The 20,057-nt window shown below is 61.5% G+C and carries 17 protein-coding genes; 9 read left to right on the top strand and 8 right to left on the bottom strand.

Annotated elements, in window-relative coordinates:
- Nucleotides 1–62: 62 nt before the first annotated feature.
- A complete protein-coding gene (locus PMI35_RS25525; RefSeq protein WP_008056301.1) occupies nt 63–1,817 on the bottom strand; it encodes a L,D-transpeptidase family protein in 1,755 nt (584 codons plus the stop codon).
- A gap of 82 nt (nt 1,818–1,899) precedes the next feature.
- Here PMI35_RS25525 and PMI35_RS25530 point away from each other — a divergent pair, with 82 nt between their 5' ends.
- From PMI35_RS25530 to codA, 5 genes are all read left to right on the top strand, one after another.
- Nucleotides 1,900–2,601 (top strand): murein L,D-transpeptidase catalytic domain family protein, encoded by a 702-nt coding sequence (locus tag PMI35_RS25530; RefSeq protein WP_008056298.1) that lies wholly within the window; start codon nt 1,900–1,902, stop codon nt 2,599–2,601.
- 104 nt (nt 2,602–2,705) lie between these two features.
- Nucleotides 2,706–3,785 (top strand): hypothetical protein, encoded by a 1,080-nt coding sequence (locus PMI35_RS25535; RefSeq protein WP_008056291.1) that lies wholly within the window; start codon nt 2,706–2,708, stop codon nt 3,783–3,785.
- Nucleotides 3,786–3,860: 75 nt separating this feature from the next.
- Complete coding sequence (gene queD / locus PMI35_RS25540) at nt 3,861–4,217, top strand: 6-carboxytetrahydropterin synthase QueD (protein ID WP_008056290.1); 357 nt, start codon at nt 3,861–3,863, stop codon at nt 4,215–4,217.
- Between the two features lie 84 nt (nt 4,218–4,301).
- Nucleotides 4,302–5,132, top strand: coding sequence for an alpha/beta fold hydrolase (locus tag PMI35_RS25545; protein WP_008056289.1), 831 nt, complete (start codon nt 4,302–4,304; stop codon nt 5,130–5,132).
- Between the two features lie 111 nt (nt 5,133–5,243).
- Complete coding sequence (gene codA, locus PMI35_RS25550) at nt 5,244–6,488, top strand: cytosine deaminase (protein WP_008056288.1); 1,245 nt, start codon at nt 5,244–5,246, stop codon at nt 6,486–6,488.
- 128 nt (nt 6,489–6,616) lie between these two features.
- Here codA and PMI35_RS25555 read toward each other — a convergent pair whose 3' ends face one another.
- Nucleotides 6,617–7,609: a diaminopimelate epimerase gene (locus PMI35_RS25555; RefSeq protein ID WP_008056287.1), complete on the bottom strand. Its 993-nt coding sequence runs from the start codon at nt 7,607–7,609 to the stop codon at nt 6,617–6,619.
- A gap of 166 nt (nt 7,610–7,775) precedes the next feature.
- Here PMI35_RS25555 and PMI35_RS25560 point away from each other — a divergent pair, with 166 nt between their 5' ends.
- The gene (locus PMI35_RS25560) at nt 7,776–8,927 is read left to right on the top strand and encodes an MFS transporter (RefSeq protein ID WP_008056286.1); all 1,152 of its coding nucleotides are present in this window, start codon (nt 7,776–7,778) and stop codon (nt 8,925–8,927) included.
- A gap of 115 nt (nt 8,928–9,042) precedes the next feature.
- On the opposite strand, the gene PMI35_RS25565 is transcribed toward PMI35_RS25560, so the two are convergent.
- From PMI35_RS25565 to PMI35_RS25585, 5 genes are all read right to left on the bottom strand, one after another.
- Complete coding sequence (locus tag PMI35_RS25565) at nt 9,043–11,469, bottom strand: TonB-dependent siderophore receptor (RefSeq protein ID WP_008056285.1); 2,427 nt, start codon at nt 11,467–11,469, stop codon at nt 9,043–9,045.
- 98 nt (nt 11,470–11,567) lie between these two features.
- Entirely contained in the window at nt 11,568–12,551 is a 984-nt protein-coding gene (locus PMI35_RS25570) for a FecR family protein (protein WP_008056284.1), read from the bottom strand.
- 145 nt (nt 12,552–12,696) lie between these two features.
- Nucleotides 12,697–13,197 carry a sigma-70 family RNA polymerase sigma factor gene (locus tag PMI35_RS25575; protein WP_008056282.1) on the bottom strand — a complete coding sequence of 167 codons (501 nt, stop codon included), beginning with the start codon at nt 13,195–13,197 and terminating at the stop codon, nt 12,697–12,699.
- Nucleotides 13,198–13,291: 94 nt separating this feature from the next.
- Nucleotides 13,292–14,638 carry an ATP-binding protein gene (locus PMI35_RS25580; RefSeq protein WP_008056280.1) on the bottom strand — a complete coding sequence of 449 codons (1,347 nt, stop codon included), beginning with the start codon at nt 14,636–14,638 and terminating at the stop codon, nt 13,292–13,294.
- Nucleotides 14,639–14,646: 8 nt separating this feature from the next.
- Nucleotides 14,647–15,354, bottom strand: coding sequence for a response regulator (locus PMI35_RS25585; RefSeq protein WP_008056278.1), 708 nt, complete (start codon nt 15,352–15,354; stop codon nt 14,647–14,649).
- Between the two features lie 164 nt (nt 15,355–15,518).
- On the opposite strand from PMI35_RS25585, the gene PMI35_RS25590 reads away from it, so the two are divergent.
- The 3 genes from PMI35_RS25590 (at nt 15,519) to tynA (ending at nt 18,947) form a co-directional block, all read left to right on the top strand.
- Nucleotides 15,519–15,839, top strand: coding sequence for a hypothetical protein (locus PMI35_RS25590; protein ID WP_008056276.1), 321 nt, complete (start codon nt 15,519–15,521; stop codon nt 15,837–15,839).
- A complete protein-coding gene (locus PMI35_RS25595; RefSeq protein WP_008056274.1) occupies nt 15,839–16,510 on the top strand; it encodes a DUF3313 domain-containing protein in 672 nt (223 codons plus the stop codon). The genes PMI35_RS25590 and PMI35_RS25595 overlap by 1 nt, the downstream gene beginning before the upstream one ends.
- Before the next feature lie 148 nt (nt 16,511–16,658).
- Nucleotides 16,659–18,947, top strand: coding sequence for a primary-amine oxidase (tynA, locus tag PMI35_RS25600; RefSeq protein ID WP_008056272.1), 2,289 nt, complete (start codon nt 16,659–16,661; stop codon nt 18,945–18,947).
- Nucleotides 18,948–19,083: 136 nt separating this feature from the next.
- Here the strand turns inward: tynA and feaR are convergent, their stop codons facing one another.
- On the bottom strand, nt 19,084–19,998 hold the full coding sequence (feaR, locus tag PMI35_RS25605; protein WP_008056270.1) for a transcriptional regulator FeaR: 915 nt from the start codon (nt 19,996–19,998) through the stop codon (nt 19,084–19,086).
- Nucleotides 19,999–20,057: the final 59 nt, after the last annotated feature.

Below are 20,057 nucleotides of genomic sequence, written 5' to 3'. Positions count from 1 at the left end.
CGCTTTCATGTCCATGGTTTCAATGCATTCCCTCGACCTGGCTTGCCGATAAGGCGCCATGACTACAACTTGTCTTGACCTGTCACGACCAGTGATGACTCTGCACGTTGCAACTCCAACGCGGGCAACTTGGAAGGCTGGTTCAAGAGTCGCAGCACCGGGGAATCGTAACCGTAAACGTCCGGTTTGAACGTTACCCGTCCGTCATTATTCAGGTCTACGGTCCAATAGGCCAGCAGCACAGGCACCTTGACCGGCAGCTTGATGTTTTGGGTCTTGCCATTGGCCAGCTGCTTTTGAATACCCGCCGCGTTCCAGCGCACAGGGTCGTTGAACAGCAGTTCCACAAGCTGCAACGGGTTCTCCACCCGGATGCAGCCGGAACTGGTGGCACGCATGGATTTGGCGAACAGCTCGCGATGCGGGGTGTCGTGGAGGTAGATCGCATAGTCGTTGGGGAACCGGATGACCACCTGCCCGAGCGAGTTTTCCGGGCCGGCGTCCTGGCGCAACGTGATGCCGCGCGCATTGGACCAGTCGACGGTCGACGGATCCAGCGTGTTGCCTTCCCGATCCAGAGCGCGAATCCGGTTGGCCGCGAGGTAGCCCGGATTCTGCTGGATCTTGGGCAGCATATCCTTGACGAGAATCGTCGGCGGCACAGTCCAGGTGGGGTTGAACGTGACATAGGTGATTTCGGACTGGAACACCGGCGTGCTGCGAAACGGCTTGCCGACCTGCACCCGGGAACGCCAGATCGGCTGGCCGTCGCGGTACAGGGCGACCTTGTAGCCAGCGATATCGACGATCACAAACGTGCCTTGCAGCTTATAAAGCAACCAGCGCGCCCGCTCCATGTTCACTCGCACCTGGTCGATTCGCGCCTCGACAGGCACGTTCAATGCCGCCAGTGTCCCAGCGCCCGCCACGCCATCGGCGCCGAGGTATTGTTCGAGCTGATACTTCTTCACCGCGGCAATGACACTGTCGTCGTAATCGGTACGCTTGGACTTGTGGGGGTCCAGGTACCCGGCCGCCACCAGGCGCGCGCGTAATTGCCTGACCGCGGCATTGTCCATGCCGGGCTTGAGGGACTGTCCCTCGGCGACTTTCGGCCAGCCGCCGGCATCGCGCACCTTGCGCAATTGCGCAAGGCTCTCACGCAGGCTGCGATAAACCGCCTCCTGGGGCGGCGCCTGGGCGAAAGCCCGATCGACGTCGTGATCATCCAGGGCGGTAAAGAAGCTATTCACGTCCTCGCGGGGATCGACGCCCTCGGGTTCGAAGTTCCAATGAAAATCCAGGCGTGCCGGATCAACCTTGCCGCGCCGCAACTGCAGCAGCGCCGTGATGTACGTGCGCGTGGCCGCGAGATCGAAAGCCGCCCATTGCGCCGGAGTCGGCGCCGTTGCCTGCAACGCCAGTTGCGCCTGGGCCAGTTCGCCAGCCCGGTAATCCTCAGGCACCAGGCCATCGGCCTGGGTGCCATCCAGGCCCTTGAGCAATTGGCCGACATCGCGCCCGTTGGTCCAGGCGGCGCGGAAATTACGGTGTGAATAGAAATCCAGAACCACCCGGGTGACATCCACCCGTTGATGTTTACGCGAGGTCAGCAGCGGAGGGAATGCCGATTGCAAGGGTTCGAGCTGCGCCTCGATCGCCTGGCCAATTTCGTCATCGGGTGCGGCACCGAGCACACTCACTGGCGCCGGAGATACCGGCACGATCGGCGAAGTTTCACCCATAGCAGTGCCGCTGATCAGAAAGACCATAAAAAATGCACGGCTTATGACGAATAACCTTGTTAATTGACCCATGGATAATCCTTAATCGCCTGTAATCAAAGGGCTAGCGTTCAACTCGCTGCTAGACTCGACATATTCCTGATGAGACATTTTTATGGCGCTACTTCGCTTTGGCTCACTGACAGCCCTGTTGCTGACGTCGGCTTTCCTTCCATCAGCCTACGCCGATTCGCTCGAAGTCGCGCTGGCCAAAGCGGCCCCAAACGCCAATGCCAAGGTCATTGCCCTGGCGGTTCGCGCCACACAGTGTACCCGTACCCAAGGCGCGGCTCCGGCACAGAGACTAGCAGTGATCGATTATTCCCTGCCTTCGACCGAACAGCGCCTGTGGGTATTCGACCTGAAAAAACGCAAGCTGCTGTTCCACGAACTGGTCGCCCATGGCCGCAACAGCGGCGAAAACATGGCGACCCAGTTTTCCAACCAGAATGAAAGCTTCGCCACCAGCCTGGGCCTGTACCGTACCCAACAGAGTTATGTCGGCCAGAACGGCTATTCCTTGCGCATGGAAGGCCTGGAACCTGGTTTCAACGATAACGCCTTCGACCGAGCCATTGTCATACACGGCGCGCCCTATGTCAGCCCGGTGCTGGCGCGCGCCAACGGCCGGATCGGCAGGAGCCTCGGCTGCCCGGCGGTCAGGCCGGCCATCGCCCACCGCCTGATTGACTCGATGAAGGATGGGCAGCTGCTGTTTTCCTACTATCCGGACCAACGCTGGCTGAAATCCTCTTCGTATATCAATTGCGGCAGCGGTACGGTGGCCTCGTCGGACAAGGTCACTTCACGCCAATAAACCGTCTATTAAAGCGGTCATCAACCAAAGGCGGGCACGGCATCACGGAAATTGCGTCACCCACACGCTTATAATCCGTCCGTTCGCCCGCATTCGAGATCGGTATGACCGCTATCCATGTCAAGTTCCCCTCCCTGACCCTCAAGGCCGGCGCCCGCGCGCTGGCACGCATTCGCGAGCGTGGCTTGAGCGCCGCCGATGTCGGCACGCTACCCGGTGCCGCTGGCGGCCCCAAAGCCTTGGGAATTCAGGGGTTGGACCTGGCACTATTCGGCGAATGGCTGCCAGCGGCGCCGCGCGAACGCTCGTTGATCGGCGCCTCGGTGGGCTCCTGGCGTTTTGCCAGCGCCTGCCTGCCGGATGCCGCCGAAGGTCTGCGACGCCTCGGCCACCTCTATACCGAACAGAACTTCGCCAAAGGCGTGACCATGGCGCAGATCAGCCAAAGCTCGCGGCGCATGCTTGATGATTTGCTCGATGGCCATGACGCGGCCCTGCTCGACAACCCCCACTACCGTTTGAACATCATGGTGGTCAAAAGCCACGGTTTGCTCGCGCAAGACCATCGGGGCCGCCTGGGATTGGGCTTGTCGGCGGTGATCGCTGACAACCTGCGCGGGCGTGCTCGCCTGTCCCGGCACTTCGAGCGATTGATCATCCACGACCCGCGCCTGGCACCGCCGGTCAACGCGCTGACCGACTTCCCGTCGCGCTTCGTCGCGCTGGACTCATCCAATCTACGCCAGGCCCTGCTGGCCTCGGGCTCGATCCCGATGGTGATGGAAGGCGTGCACGACCTGCCCGGCGCTGGCGCGGGCACGTTCCGCGATGGCGGCCTGCTGGACTATCACTTGGACCTGCCCTACAGCGGCAACGACATCGTGCTGTATCCGCACTTCACCGACCGGGTGATTCCCGGCTGGTTCGACAAGACCCTGCCGTGGCGCCGCGCCTGCCCTGCGCGCTTGCAGGATGTCGTGCTGCTGGCACCATCGAAGGAGTACCTGGCGCGCCTGCCCTATGGCAAATTGCCAGATCGGAATGACTTCAAGCGCTTCATGGGCGACGCCCCGAGCCGCCAGAAATACTGGCGCACGACGATGGATGAAAGCCGCCGCCTGGGCGACGAGTTTCTCGAACTGACGGCCAACGGTCGTCTTGCCGAACGCTTGCTGACCCTTTAGTCAGGACAAGCTGTTAAACTCGCCTCCTGCCCACATCGCTGCGGCGATCGCCACCTGAACAGAGCTGAAACCACTGTGGAAATCTTCAAAGAATTTACCTTCGAATCCGCCCACCGCCTGCCCCACGTCCCGGACGGCCACAAGTGCGGCCGCCTGCACGGTCACTCGTTCAAAGTGGCGATTCACCTCAGTGGCGACCTCGATCCGCATACGGGCTGGATTCGTGACTTCTCGGAAATCAAGGCGATCTTCAAGCCGCTGTATGAGCGCCTGGACCACAACTACCTGAACGATATTCCTGGCCTGGAGAATCCGACCAGTGAAGTGCTGGCCAAATTCATCTGGGCTGAACTCAAGCCGCTGCTGCCGGAACTGAGCGCCATCCGCATTCACGAGACCTGCACCAGCGGGTGCATCTATCGCGGCGAGTGAGCCAATCGATCAAAAAAACCACCGAGACCGGTGGTTTTTTTATGCCTATGCTTTTGCCCTCGCATCCGCCAAGAGGACACGCAAATGACTGACTGGCCGCTGGCTCAAAGCTATCGCTTCAATGGGCATAGCATTCGCTACGCCGTGCGCGGCGATGGACCGCCGCTGGTATTTGTGCATGGCACGCCCTTCTCTTCCTTTGTCTGGCACAGGATTGCGCCGCACTTCATCACCACGCACCGGGTGCACTATTTCGACTTGCTGGGCTACGGGCAATCGGAAAAGGTCGATGGCGACGTCTCCCTGGGCGTGCAAAACCAGCTGTTGGCCCAATTGCTGGAACACTGGGGCCTGGATCGCCCGGATGTAGTGGCCCACGACTTTGGCGGGGCGACCGCCCTGCGCAGCCATTTGCTCAACGGCAAGGATTACCGCAGCCTGACACTGATCGATCCGGTGGCGCTGACGCCCTGGGGTTCGCCGTTCGTGCAGCATGTACGTCAGCACGAAGCCGCGTTCAGCGGTCTGCCGGATTACATCCAGCAGGCCGTCGTGGCAGCTTATATTCGCGGGGCGATCAAGCGGGACATCCCGGACGACGAACTCGCACCGTACGTGCAACCGTGGCTGGGCGATCCTGGGCAAGCGGCGTTCTATCGGCAGATCGCACAAATGGACGAGCGCTACACCCGCGAAGCCGAGGGGCTGTACCCGACGATTCGCTGCCCGGTGCAGATTCTCTGGGGAGAGGACGACCAGTGGATTCCCATCGAACGTGGGCGGGCCTTGCAGCAGATGATTCCAGGGGCGCAGTTTCTCCCCGTCGCCAACGCCGGGCACCTGGTGCAGGAGGATGCTCCCGAAGCCATCGTCGCTGCGCTGATGCGCTTTTTGCAGCAGCACCCGTCTTCCTGACGAAATCCAATCCTGCATTTTCGCCTGTGGCGATCAACTCCGCTGGCGGGGATTGCCACTGCCGAGCTAACGTAAAGGCAATGCCCACAAGAATCTTGAAGGACTCTCCTGATGCACATCATCAACGCCCGGCTGCGCAACCAGGAAGGCCTGCATGAGCTGCACCTTGAAAACGGCCTGATCAGCAACATCGCCCGGCAGACCGAAGCGCCGACCCTGGGCCCCGACGATCTGGACGCCGGTGGCAACCTGGTGGTGCCGCCCTTCGTCGAGCCGCACATCCACCTCGATGCCACCCTGACCGCTGGCGAGCCGCGCTGGAACATGAGCGGCACGCTGTTCGAAGGCATCGAATGCTGGGGTGAGCGCAAGGTCACCATCACCGAAGAAGACACCAGGGTGCGCGCCAGGAAAACCCTGCGGGCCCTCGCCGCCCATGGCATCCAGCACGTGCGCACCCATGTCGACGTCACCGACCCGCAGCTCACCGCGCTCAAGGCCATGCTCGAGGTGCGCGAAGAAAGCCGGCATCTGGTCGACATGCAGATCGTCGCATTCCCCCAGGAAGGCATCGAGTCCTACCGCAATGGCCGCGAGCTGATGGAGGAAGCGATCCGTATGGGGGCCGATGTGGTGGGTGGCATTCCGCATTTCGAGTACACCCGCGACCAGGGCGTCAGCTCGGTGAAATACCTCATGGACCTGGCCGAACGCACCGGTTGCCTGGTAGACGTACATTGCGATGAAACCGACGACCCGCAATCACGCTTCCTGGAGGTGTTGGCCGAAGAAGCCCGTAGCCGCGACATGGGCTCGCGCGTTACCGCCAGCCATACCACGGCCATGGGCTCGTACGACAACGCCTACTGCGCCAAGCTATTTCGCCTGCTCGGGCACGCCGGGATCAGCTTTGTCTCCTGCCCCACCGAAAGCATTCACCTGCAAGGGCGCTTCGACAACTTTCCGAAACGACGGGGCGTGACCCGGGTCAACGAACTACTGGAAGCCGGCATGAACGTGTGTTTCGGCCAGGACTCGATCGTCGACCCCTGGTACCCGCTGGGCAACGGCAACATTCTGCGGGTACTCGAAGCTGGCCTGCATATCTGCCACATGCTCGGTTATCGCAACCTGCAAAACGCACTCGACCTGGTCACCGTCAACAGCGCCAAGGCCCTGGCATTGGGTGAGCGCTACGGGCTTGAACCCGGACGGCCGGCGAACCTGTTGATCCTCTCGGCGGAAAACGATTACGAGGTGATCCGCAGCCAGGGCTTGCCGCTGTATTCGGTACGCGGTGGGAAGGTGTTGATGAAGCGGACGATGCCGGTGGTGGAGTTCGCTGATCTGAGCTGAGTTTTGCATTGACTGGGTCGGCCCCATCGCGGGCAAGCCCGCTCCCACAGGTTCGGATGTGTACAAAAGTTTTGTAAACATCGCCGATCACTGTGGGAGCGGGCTTGCCCGCGATAGCGATTCAACAATCAACCCATCGACCGAGCCGTACCGAACAGGCTGACCCGGCTCAGTTCCCCTTGTTCTTCTTCCAGCAAAATCGGCGCCGTGCCACCGGGCATCGTCACCTTCACCTCGCCGGCACTCACCCAACCTACCCGCCACGCCGCACACGCCACCGCCGACGCACTCGTCCCCGAGGACGCCGTCGGACCTTCGCCGCGTTCGAACACCCGCGCGATGACATGACCTTCGGACTCACGCATCGCCCATTGCAGATTAATTCCTGCCGGACAGGGTTTACCTGCACCTGCAGGCATCGCATAGGCGATCCGCGTCAGATCCTCGGCCAATGGCGATTGCCGCATCTGCTCATTGCTTGGCAAAGCCTCAACACTGTCCACCAGCGTCACGCAATGCGGATTGCCGACCCGGGCGAACTGACTGCGCGACCAGGCACCATTGATGGCCGACAGTTGTCGCACGTGGCTGAGCTCACGGCCGTTCAACTGGACAGCTTCCACGCCAACGGCACTGACCGCCGACGGCCCGAAGCCAGGTTGGCCCAGGTCGAGCCAGAAACCCTGCATACCCTCGACTTGCGCGGCTTTCACCGACGTCTGCCCCGGTGAGGGAGTGTCGGATTTGTCGTGATGCACCCGGAGTACACAGGCTTCGTCGCTCGCAAATAGTCCCTGATCGCTCAACGCCTGGGAAAAAATCGTCAGCCCATTGCCGCTGCGCTCGGCCAGGGTGCCATCGGTGTTGACGATCAACAGGTCAAAGGGCGGCGATGACTGAAAGGGCCCGACCAGCAAACCATCACTGCAATGTTCCTTGCTGCCCGGCGGTTGCGTGCCGGGTGCCCAGGCACAGCACGCTTCGATGGCCGCCGGCGCCCAGGCATCGCGGGCTTGTGCGGCGCGGTCGGCCTGATCGGGCACGTCGATGCCCTGCTGGCGCAGCGCCTCAGGCGCCACCACCTTGTAGATATTGCCCCGTGCATCGTACATCCGCGCCATGGCGCTCTCCCTGTTGGACATCTGGTTCTGGCACAACATATCGCGAAACACGCTCGGGCTGTGCAAGGATGTCAGCCTGTGGGCGTGCCAGATCGCGGACGCTGAACGAACCCTCGGGGCCAGATCACTGTCCCTTGCAGACGCGACGTTTTTTCCAAGGATTGATATGACAAACCTCAACACTCAGACCTCATTCGTGCCAGGGCGCCTGGAACAGATGTCCACGCGCATCGCCTTTTTCATCGCCGGGTTCGGCATCGCCGCATGGGCGCCGCTGGTGCCCTATGCCAAGGCTCGGGCCGGGCTGGATGAAGGCACCCTGGGTTTGTTGCTGTTGTGCCTGGGCGTGGGCTCGATACTGGCGATGCCCATGGCTGGTATCCTGGCCACGCGCTTCGGTTGCCGCAAGGTGGCCGCCGGTGGCACCTTGCTGATCTGTGCGGCCCTGCCGCTGCTGGCCACGGTATCGTCGATTCCGGCCTTGATCGGTGCATTGTTCATGTTCGGCGCGGGCCTCGGCACCGTGGATTCGACGGTGAACCTGCAAGCGGTGATCGTCGAACGCGCCAGCGGCAAAAACATGATGTCGGGGTTCCACGGGTTGTTCAGCCTGGGCGGAATCGTCGGCGCGGCGGGCGTCAGTGCACTGCTCGGCCTGGGGTTTTCTCCGCTGGGGGCGATGCTGGTGGTCATTGTGTTGCTGCTGGTCGCACTGCTCAAGGCTGCCCCGCACATGCTGCCCTATGGCAGCGAAAGCTCGGGGCCGGCGTTCGCTGTTCCCCACGGCATCGTGCTGTTCATCGGCGGAATGTGTTTCATCGTGTTCCTCGCCGAAGGTGCCGCCCTGGACTGGAGCGCGGTGTTCCTGGCCCAGGAACGCGGCATCGACAAGGCCTATGCCGGGCTGGGTTACGCGGCCTTTGCCCTGACCATGACGGTGGGTCGGTTGACCGGTGATTCTATCGTGCGTCGCCTGGGCGCGACCCGGGTGATTGTCTTTGGTGGGGTGACGGCTGCGGCCGGCCTGTTCCTGGCCACCTTCGCCCCAAGCTGGGAAGCGTCGCTGGTGGGCTATGCACTGTTGGGCGCCGGATGCTCGAACATTGTGCCGGTGCTGTACACCGCAGTGGGCAAGCAGACCGTGATGCCGGAAAGCATCGCCGTGCCGGCCATCACCACCCTGGGTTACGCGGGGATACTCGCAGGGCCTGCGGTGATCGGATTTGTCGCCCATGCCGCCAGTTTGAGTTTTGCCTTCGGGTTGATGGCGCTGTTGCTGCTGGCGGTGGCGATTGGCGGGAAAGTGTTGAAGGTTTAAAAGCTTCGCGAGCAGGCTCGCTCCCACAGGGATCCTCGGTGAGCATGATAGTTGTGTGCTATGCCGACCAACCTGTGGGAGCGAGCCTGCTCGCGAATGAACTCACCCCGGTCGATCAGAACCCGACGCTGGCCTGCACGAAGAACGTGCGCGGCGTACCGACGTACATGCCCGCGTTGTTGTCGCTGGAGCGGGTGAAGTACTGCTTGTCGAAGATGTTTTTCACCCCGGCCCCGAGCTTCAGGTTCGACACCTGCGGACCGAAATCATAGCCGGCGCGCACGTTCCAGGTGACGTAGCCCGGAATGTCGCCGTACTGCCCATCCGCCGTGCCTTCGGTGATGTAGTTGTTGCTGAAGCTGCCGTCGGCGTTCACCGCCACGCCCGGGGAGCGTTGCTTGGACTGGGCGAAGGCATCCAGGTTGTAGGTCCAGCGATTGATGTCGTAGCGCAGGCCGGCGGTCGCCACCTGGCGCGAGTAGAACGGCAGGTCCCGCCCCTTGAAGTCCGGAATCTCACCTTCATACACCGCACGGGTGTAGGTGTAGCCGGCGTTCGCGGTCAGGCCGGCGAGGCGCGGGTCCAGCGCCGCCATGTCGTAGTGCACCGAAGCCTCGATACCGCGGTGCGTGGTGGCGCCGAGGTTGGTCCAGCCCGCATCGTTGCTGATGTATTGCAGCTCTTTATCGAAGTCGATATAGAACAGCGTCACTTCACCGCCCCACACTTCATCGTTGTAGCGCGTGCCGATCTCGTAGGTCTTGGCTTTTTCCGGCTCAAGGCCGTTGGCCGTTTCGTCACCCACGCCACCCTGGCCGAGCTGGAAATATTGCAGGGAGCCGAACGAGGTTTCGTAGTTGGCGAACAGTTTCCAGGCATCGGACATGTGATACATCACGCTCAGCGCCGGCAGCGGCTCGTTACTCTCGATGCTGCGGCGTTTTTCCTGCACCGGCTTGCCCGCGGTGTCGAGCACCGGGCGGTCATGCCACTCGGTCTGGATATGTTCGAAACGCACACCCGGGGTGATGGTCCAGTTGCCGACATCGATTTTGTTGTCGACATACACCGCGTGGGCTTCGGTACCACCGGTACGGTCCTGGTACACATGACCGTCCGACGTCTTGGTCACCACAGGTTCGTTGCTGCTGTTGAGCCCCAGACGGCTCGCTTGCTCGTGCATGCCTTCTTTCAGGTAGCGATAACCGACGCTGACTTCCTGGGTCGTCTGACCGACGTCGAACACGTGGGACACACGCGGTTCGATGCCATAGGTGTAGTAGGTGCGCGGAAACGAGCCCAGGGTCTTCTGGTCGCGAGCGGCGATGTTGCTGCCACGGAAACTGTCGGAGTAGTAGGTCAGCACTTCGGCCTGGGTGCGGTCATCGAGTTGCCGAATCCACTTGAACGACACGTCCTTGCGGCGGCCGCTGAAGTTGTCGTTGTCACGGTCGGACTGGAACGGATCGGCGTCGTACTGGGCCTGGGTCAGGCCACCGGGCATGTCGGCGCTGGCGTCGTAGTAGTGAAAGTTGAGGCTGAAATCGTCCACATCGGTCGGCGCCCAGTGAGTCTTGAGGATCACGTCGTCGATGTCATTGCCATTGTTACTTTTGCGATAACCGTTGCCGTTCACCCCGGAATACAACAGCGCCACGCCCATGCCGTTGTCGGCGGTGCCGCCGGCGAACAGCGTATCGATGTGCTTCCAGCCACCGTGCTGGGAGGTTTCCAGCGTGCTGCCGATTTCAGCCGAGGCTTGTTCCGGGATCGCCCGGGTCACGAAGTTGATCACCCCGCCGACGTTCTGTGGCCCATAACGCACGGAGCCGGCGCCACGTACCACGTCGATGCTGTCGAGGTTACCGGAGGAAATCGGCGCCATGGACAGCTGCGGCTGGCCATAGGGGGCGAAGGCCGCCGGCACGCCATCGATCAATACGGTCGAGCGTGGCGACAGGCGCGAGGTCAGCCCACGAACGCCGACGTTCAGCGAGATATCACTACCACCGGTACCGTTGGCCTCTTGCACCTGCACACCCGGCACGCGCTTCAAGACGTCGCCGACGTTCATCGCGCCTTGCTCGACCATGGCCTCGCGGTGAATCACGGTACGGGCGCCGGGGTGGTTCTGCACCACCGCGGCATCGGCATCACCGAGCCAGTCGCCCACCACCTTGATGTCGGTCATGCCCAGCTCCAGCGGGCCGTTTTCCGCAGAGGCCGGGGCCGGCAGCAGGGTCACCGAGCCTTCATCGATCTGGTATTGCAGGCCGCTGCCTTGCAACAACTGGCGCAGCGCTTCTTCCGGCGAGATATTGCCATCCACCGCAGGGGCCTGTTTGCCGGCCACCAGTTCAGGACTGAAAAAAACCTGCAGCGAAGTCTGCTGGCCCAACTGGCTCAGGGCCTGCCCCAAAGGTTGCGCCGGGATGTGAATAGCATCGGCAGCGAATGCCTGGGGCAGCGCCAGGTTGACCGCCAGTGCAAGGGCCAGCGGCAACCAAGGGGAATTGTTGTTTTTAGCGGTGGTTTTTTTCACGTCGAACGTAGTCCTGAAGATCGCAAGAGTGTGCGCTTGTTAATGCAAACCAGTTGCAGTTGAACAGGAAGACGATGAACTCGAAAAAAACCTGAATTTTATTTTGAAATTATTTCCTGGCTGCCGTCATCGAGCGTGCGCACGGCCACCGGAAGGATACTCGGCAAGGCCTTGAGCAACGCGTCGGTGTTGTCGGACTTGAACACGCTGGTCAGGCGCAGATTGCCCACCGCGGCGTTGCCGACCTTGAGTGGCTTGTCCCGATAACGCGAAACCTGCTCGGCGACATCGGCCAGGCTGGCGTTGTTGAACACCAGCTTGCCGTTGCGCCAGGCCGTGAGTTCAGCGGGGTTGACCGCGTAGGCAGCCGCGACCTTGCCCTGGGCATCGACCTGGGTGCCCAGCCCTGCGGTGAGGCTGACGAAATCATTGTCGGCCGCCGAGCGCCCTTGCACCTTGACCGTGCCCTGCTCCACCACGACCCGGGTTTCGGTGCTGCCCCGGCGCACATCGAAGCGGGTACCGGTGACCGTGACCTTGCCACTTCCGGCTTCGACCACAAACGGCCGATTGCTGTCATGCTGGACGCTGAACATCGCCTCGCCTTCGCTCAGCTCAATGGCGCGACGATTCTTCTCGAAGCGCACCTGAATCCGGCTGCGGCTGTCCAGATCGACCACCGAACCATCGGGCAAGGCCACCTGGCGACGCTCGCCCAGGGCTGTGAAAAACTCCGCCGTGTAAGGCGACGGTTGCTTCAGACTGTTGAACAGGCCCAAGCCGACTGCCACCGCCAACACACTGGCAGCCACCGCATAACGCAACATCGGTCGACGTTTTCTGCGCGACGGCGCTTCTTCGCACAACGCCCGCAAACGCGCCGCCGGCACCAGGTCGGCAGCTGTCCACAGGCCCTGGAGCAATTGGAATTCGCTGCGGTGTTGAGGGTGTTCGTCCAGCCAGCTTTCGAATTGGCGTTGCGCGTCGACATCGACGGCGGGTTCCTGCAAACGCACAAACCACCGCGCCGCTTCATCGCGAACCGTTGTTTGCCCGCACGCACAATCACGAGTATCCATCATGGAAGTTCCTGTTTGGCTGGGGATGATAATTCACACCGCATCATGGTGTAGGAGCTGCCGCAGGCTGCGATCTTTTGACTTTGGCTTTTAAAGGCAAGATCAAAAGATCGCAGCCTGCGGCAGCTCCTACAGGTGATTGCACGCATCATGACTGCAACCCATCCAGGCGGTCGCGCAGATGCCGCAGCGTGCGGATCATATACTTTTCCACCATGTTCTTGGACAGTCCCAGGCGTTCGGCGATTTCCGCCTGGGTCAGGCCTTCGATTTTCTGCCAGACAAACACCTTGCGGCAGTTGACCGGCAGTTCGGTGAGCGCCCGTTCGATGGAATCAGCCAACTGGATCGCTTGCATGTAATGCTCCGGGTCGCCGGATGACGACGCACTTTCATCGATCGCCTCCGACTCCATGGCGCCCCGCCGATCCTCACGTCGATAACCGTCCACCGCGATGTTGCGCGCGGTCTGGTGCAGATAGGCTCGCGGTTGCTGCACCGTCGCCGAATCCGACTCGAGCACCCGCACGAAGGTGTCGTGGGCCAGGTCCTCGGCCTGCTGACGGTTTCTCAGGCGACGGGTCCAGGTGCCAACCAACTCTTCGTAGTGCTCGAAAAAGCCGTGTCTGCGGGGCAGCTTGGGGGTCATTGCGGTGTGCTGTGGAGACGAGGGCGTGAATAGTAATGCTTCCTATTAACCCAAGGCAACGGTTTGCGGCCGAGCGGCCAAAGGCTAACGCTCGTTAGCCTTTGGCGCCGCGAGTACCGGGCAGTTCCACACGCGCCACCAGCCCTGCACCGTCGCGATTGCGCAGGGTCAGTTCGCCACCCTGCTCACGAACGATCGCCCGCGCGGCGGACAGTCCCAGCCCCACACCACCGGTGTCACGGTTGCGTGAGGTCTCCAGGCGGTAGAAGGGATCGAACACCTGCTCGAGGGCGGATTCGGGGATGCCGGGGCCCTCGTCACTGACTTCGATACAGACCCTTTGCCCTTCCCCCTTCAACTCGATACCTGGCTTGCGGCCATACTTCACGGCGTTTTCCAGCAGGTTGACGATCACGCGCTTGATCCCGAGCGGGCGGCCGTCGTACACCAGGTGAGCGGGACCTGTGAAGTGGACGTCGATGTCCTGGTCGCGAAAATCGTCGACGATCGTTTGCAGCAATTCCGAAAGGTCGAATGCCGTGGCGTGCTCCCCGTGGCTTTCATCACGGAAAAACCCCAGCGCCGCGTTGATCATCGTTTGCATTTCTTCGATGTCGCGCACCATTTTGCGCTGCTGCTCCAGGTCTTCCATGAATTCGCTGCGCAGACGCATCCGTGTCAGGGGCGCGCGCAAGTCGTGGGAGATGGCCGCGAGCATCTGCGTGCGCTCGCTGAGAAAGTGCCGGATCTGGGCCTGCATGGTGTTGAAGGCGATGATCGCCTGGCGTATCTCATCGGGGCCTTCGATCTTGATCGGCGGCGCGCGCAAGTCATCACCAAAGCGCCGCGCGGCGCTGGCAAAACGTTGCAGCGGGCTGGCCAGTTGCCGCGTGGCAATCCAGGCAACCAGCAGGGTGGCCACCAGCCCGAGGGCGATGACGATCGCGATCCGCACGCTTGAATCGAGCCCCCAGCTGCGCTCCGGTGGCGTGAACGACAGCCAGCTGCCATCGCGTAATTCAACGAGTGCCACGTAGTGCGCCTGGGGGCTTTCAACCGGCCAGTCGCTGGGGTTGAAGACTTGAATGTCACGGGGAACATCACCCAGCAATTGCTGCAGCGGCGAATGTTCGGCCCCCACCTGCGTACCGCCCGGGGGCAGATGGAAGTCGGCCCGATTGCCGTGCCAGACCACCTCAAGCGTCGGCTGGCTCGCGGCGGCGGCCAATGACGGGCGCAACGGCACAGGCGCCGCCTCGATCACCAGGACATTCGCGGCGATTTGCTCCAGCAGGCCGGTGCGCTCAATGGGCGGACGGCCCCAGGTGCCAGCAAGCTGCACGAACAATCCATTGAGCACCAGCGAAGCGAGCATCGCCGCGACGATGGTCAGCGCAATCCGCGACCTGAGGGTATCGCGCGGGACTATTCGAGCGACCATGCGACGGATCACGAGCGGGTCACCTTGGCGCAGAACATGTACCCGCCGTTACGCACGGTACGAATGAGATCCGGGCGCTTGCTGTCCGGCTCGATCTTGCGTCGCAGTCGACTGACCTGCACATCGATGCTGCGGTCATAGGCATCGTGGCCCTGGCCACGCGCCAGGTCGATCAGCTGTTCGCGGGTGAGAATGCGCTGTGGATGCTCGAGAAACACCCGCAGCAGATCGAACTCGCCGGCGGACAACGGAATCATCACACCCTCGGGCGAACGCAATTCGCGACAGGTGATGTCCAGGTGCCAGTCAGCGAAGGTGATGACCGGACGCGTGGGCTCGTGCCCCGGGCTTTTCTCGCCGGCGCGACGCTGCACCGCACGCAGCCTGGCGAGCAGTTCCCGGGGGTCGAAAGGCTTTGTCAGGTAATCGTCGGCGCCCAGTTCCAGGCCGACAATGCGGTCGCTCAATTCACCCATCGCGGTCAACATGACGATCGCAATATCCGTCTGCGCCCGTAGCTTCTGGCAAAGGCTCAGGCCACCTTCGCCGGGTAGCATCAGGTCAAGGATGATGATGTCCGGGCGGTTTTTTTCGATCATCGCCCACATGGCCTCACCATGGGTGGCCAGGTCCACCTCGTAGGCATGCTGAACAAAAAACTGCTTCAGCAGGGACAGGATTTCCACATCGTCGTCGACGATCAGCAGTCTGCTCACGTTAAGGGGATCCACGGCCAAAAAAAGAGCGTATCTAAAACCATTCCGGCGCCAGGGTCATATATTTCAATCCAGCAACATTCCTGCCCGCCTGACATCAATCGGACATACGGTCGCAACCGACCTGCGGCACCCTGCGCGAATTCCAATTCATGAGGTCTTCCATGCAGGGTTCGAACATCGCCTACGCGACCGAGACAACCGATAGCACTCATTCGGTGATCCTGAACCAGCGCACCAGTGCGCCAGCGCAGGATGAGCCGATTCTATTCCAGCAGTCGTGCCTGGGACTGACCGACGATCGGACCCATGTCGTGCTGCGCCGCTATTTCGAGCAATACAGCCCGACCACCGGCACCTGGGTGGAATACATCCACCGCGTGCCGATCGCCGAGTTCACCCAATGGATCATGGCCCATGGCGATCTGCGGATCGAATGCTCGGAAGACCTTCCAGGCTCCACCCTCCAACCAGGAACACCTTGATGAGAAAGCGCTTCTCGCTACCGCTATTGGCCGTTGCAACCCTCGTCCTCTCGGCGTGCAGCAACAAAAAAGTCGCATCATCGGACACCTATTCAGGCTTTCTGAAAGACTACAGCGCCTTGACGGAGCACCAGTCACCCTCAGGTGAGCCGGTACTGAGCTGGGTGAACCCGACCCTTGAGCTCGACCGCTACACGCAGGTTTACATCGAACCGAGCCGGTACTACCCGCAGCCCGCCCCCAGCGAGCGCCTGCCACAGACCACGCTTGACGACACGACCTGGTACTACGATGCGGCGCTCAAGCACGAACTGGGCAAGGTCTTGACCGTGGTCACCACCCCGGGCCCCAAAACCCTGATCGTGCGGCCGGCAATCACCCGAGTGACGGCCAGCACCCAGGGCCTGCGCTTTTACGAATGGCTACCGATCACCCTGGTTGCAGCGGGCGTCAGCACAGCCACCGGGATCCGTGACCAGGACAGTGAGATTGCCACCGAGGTCGCATTTGTCGATGGCGGGACCAGGACCCTTGTCGCCAAAGTGGTGCGCAAGGGTACGGGAGCATCGCTGGAAAACGACAAGCAGGTCATCACCACTGCAGACGTCAAGGGCGTGCTCGACGGCTGGGCCAGCGACCTGCGCAAGTCGTATGTGGCGATGCGTAAATAAAAGGCCGCTTGCCAATCCGGATCCAATGGGGAAAATTGATTCAGGCAGGCAGTCAAAGCAATCTGGCAGGAATCCAAATGCAGGCGTCGACTGGCTGTAGCAAAGTGCAAGCATGCCAGTCACCGGCTTTTCCCCCAGGAATGCACACATGTCCAGCGCCAAAGCATCGCCCAAAAGATCACCGTTTGCCCGGCTCGCCCTGGCCATCTCCCTGAGCGCCCTCGGCCTGCCGTTGTGCATGGGCAATGCCCAGGCCCACGGCGGTCATGCCGAAATGGTTCCTTTGCAAGCGGGCCTCGAGGAGTTTGGTGCCAGCGTCAAATGGGACGACTACTCGAACCTGTTCACCATTGCCAAGGACGGGGTCTACCTCAAGGTAAAGCCGGACAGCAAAGTGGCCATGCTCAACGGCAAGCGCATGGAGCTGACGGTGCCGGTGGTGTTCAAGGGCAAGACGGCGTTCATGTCCAAGGACTTCATCAACCAGGTCTTCCAGTCCGGCCTGGACACGACCTTCGTCGTCGAGACCCGTCCTAACCCGCTCAACCCCCTGACGGCGGACGAAATCACCACGGCGGTGGACATCGTCAAGAAATCGGAACACTACAAGCCAGGTTTCCGCTTCACCGAAGTATCGGTCAAGGAACCACCGAAGGATCAGGTGTGGAACTTCGTCTACACCGGGCAAAACGTGACCCAGCCGCGCCAGGCCAATATCGTGGTGCTGGACGGCAAGCATGTGATCGAAGCGCTGGTGGATCTCGACAGCAAGGCGCTGCAATCCTGGAAGCCGATCGAAGGCGCCCACGGCATGGTACTGCTGGATGATTTCGCCACGGTGCAAACCGCTGTCGAGACCAGCCCCGAATACGCGCAAGCCTTGGCCAAGCGCGGCATCAACGATGTGAAGAAGGTCGTCGCCACGCCGCTGACCGTCGGTTACTTCGACGGCAAGGACGGCCTGGCCCAGGACAAGCGCCTGCTGAAGATCGTCAGCTACCTGAATGTGGATGACGGCAACTATTGGGCGCACCCGATCGAGGGCCTGGTGGCGATTGTCGATCTGGAGCAGAAAAAACTCATCAAGATCGAAGACGAAGCGCTCGTTCCGGTACCGATGAAGCCGACGCCCTACGACGGCCGCGGGCGCAAGGGCGTGGCGGTCAAGCCGCTGGAAATCATCGAGCCCGAAGGCAAGAACTACACCATCACCGGCAACAGCATTCACTGGCAGAACTGGGACTTCCACGTTCGCCTCGATTCGCGGGTCGGCCCGATCCTGTCGACCGTCACCTATGACGACAAGGGCAAGAAGCGCAAGATCATGTACGAAGGCTCCCTGGGCGGGATGATCGTGCCTTACGGCGACCCGGATGTGGGCTGGTACTTCAAGGCCTACCTGGATTCCGGCGACTACGGCATGGGTACCCTGACCTCGCCGATCGCCCGTGGCAAAGACGCCCCGGAAAACGCCGTGCTGCTGGACGCCACCATCGCCGACTACACCGGCGCACCAACGTCGATTCCGCGCGCCATGGCGGTGTTCGAGCGCTATGCCGGCCCGGAATACAAACACCAGGAAATGGGCCAGCCCAACCTCAGCACCGAGCGGCGTGAACTGGTAGTGCGCTGGATCAGCACCGTCGGCAACTATGACTACATCTTCGACTGGGTCTTCCAGCAGAACGGCACCATCGGCATCGACGCCGGCGCCACCGGCATTGAAGCGGTCAAGGGCGTGAAATCGAAAACCATGCACGAAGAAACCGCCAAGGAAGACACGCGCTACGGCACCCTGCTCGACCACAACATCGTCGGCACCACGCACCAGCACATCTACAACTTCCGCCTCGACATGGACGTGGACGGCGAAAGCAACTCGCTGGTGGAAGTAAACCCGGTGGTGCTGCCCAACGACCGTGGCGGGCCGCGCACCAGCACCATGCAGACCGAAACCCGCGTGGTCAGCACCGAGCAGCAGGCCGCGCAGAAATTCGACCCCTCGACCGTGCGCCTGCTGAGCAACCCCGGCAAGGAAAACAAGGTCGGCAACCCGGTGTCCTACCAGTTGATTCCCTATGCCGGTGGCACGCACCCGGTGGCCAAGGGCGCCAACTTCGGCACGGACGAATGGCTGTACCACCGCCTGAGCTTCATGGACAAGCAGCTGTGGGTGACGCAGTACAACCCGGAAGAGAAGTACCCGGAAGGCAAGTACCCGAACCGCTCGGACAAAGACTCGGGGCTGGGACAATTCACCCAGGACAACCATTCCATCGAGAACACCGACGACGTGGTCTGGCTGACCACCGGCACCACCCACATCGCCCGGGCCGAGGAATGGCCGATCATGCCGACCGAGTGGGTGCATGTGCTGTTGAAGCCGTGGAACTTCTTCGATGAAACGCCGACGTTGAACCTCAATTCTCCAAAATAACCAGGCAATGCACAAAAACCTGTGGGAGCGGGCTTGCCCGCGATGACGGAGTGTCAGTCAACATCTTTGCCATCTGACACACCGCCATCGCTGGCAAGCCAGCTCCCACAGGGTCATTTGGTGTTCAGACAAGCGATCAGGCATGCCGCTTGCGATACTCGCCCGGCGCAATGCCGAAACGGGTTTTGAACGCCGTGGAAAAGTAGCTCGAATCGGAAAAACCCCACGAATACCCCAGCACCGACAACTTCTGTTCCTTGCCCGATTGACGCAAGGACTCGGCGCACAGGTCCAGCCGGCGGTTCTTGATGTAGCGCGCCACCACCAGGCCTTTCTTGGCGAACATCCGGTACAGGCCACGGGTCGACATGCCGACTTCCCGCGCCAGCCATTCCGGGCACAGTTCTTCGCTGCGGATGTGCTGATCGATGACGCTCAGGGTCTTGCGGAAGGTGCGCTCGTGCAGATCCGTGCAATCGTCGCTTTGGCTGATGGCCGGGCGCAGCAGGCTGACAATCGCCTCCAGGGTCGCTTCGCTTTCCTGACGGCTGAGGTTCTGCTGGCGCGTGGCATCGAGGATCAAGCGGTGCGAGAGCATGGCAATGGGCGATGTCGCGGCAATCCGGTGGCCGCACTTGACCTGGTTGAAGCGCAGGGTCTGCTCGACCAGTTGATACGGCAGGATCAGCGACAACTGCCGGGAGTTTTCGCTGTAGGTGAAGTCGCTGGGCCGCGCAGCATCGATCAACGTGATGTCCCCGGCGGACAACAGGACCCTGTCGTCGCCCTGGGCCATGCCCGCGGTGCCATCGAGCTGGAACACGGCAAAATACTTGCCCCCCTCGCCCGCCGCGACTTCCTGCGGCGTGCGATACAGCCGCGCCTGGCAGGCATCGACGAAGCTGAGCTTGAGGGCATCGCTGCGGTATTCACGAATCTGCCCGGCAAAGCCGGTGCCCAGGGGTTGGGCGTTGAAGGCGCCACAGATCTGGTTGATCTGGTGGATCCACTGATCGAACCCATCCTGGCGCTGTGCGGTTGTAGAAATCATGTCAGGCCTCACGCAGGCTTATTTTTATTGTCTACGTCAATCAACAGGTTCTCCTGAAC

This window comes from Pseudomonas sp. GM78 (assembly GCF_000282475.1).
Taxonomy (GTDB): domain Bacteria; phylum Pseudomonadota; class Gammaproteobacteria; order Pseudomonadales; family Pseudomonadaceae; genus Aquipseudomonas.
The sequence above is the reverse complement of the archived record's forward strand: the minus strand, read 5'-3'. Positions and strand labels throughout refer to the sequence as shown.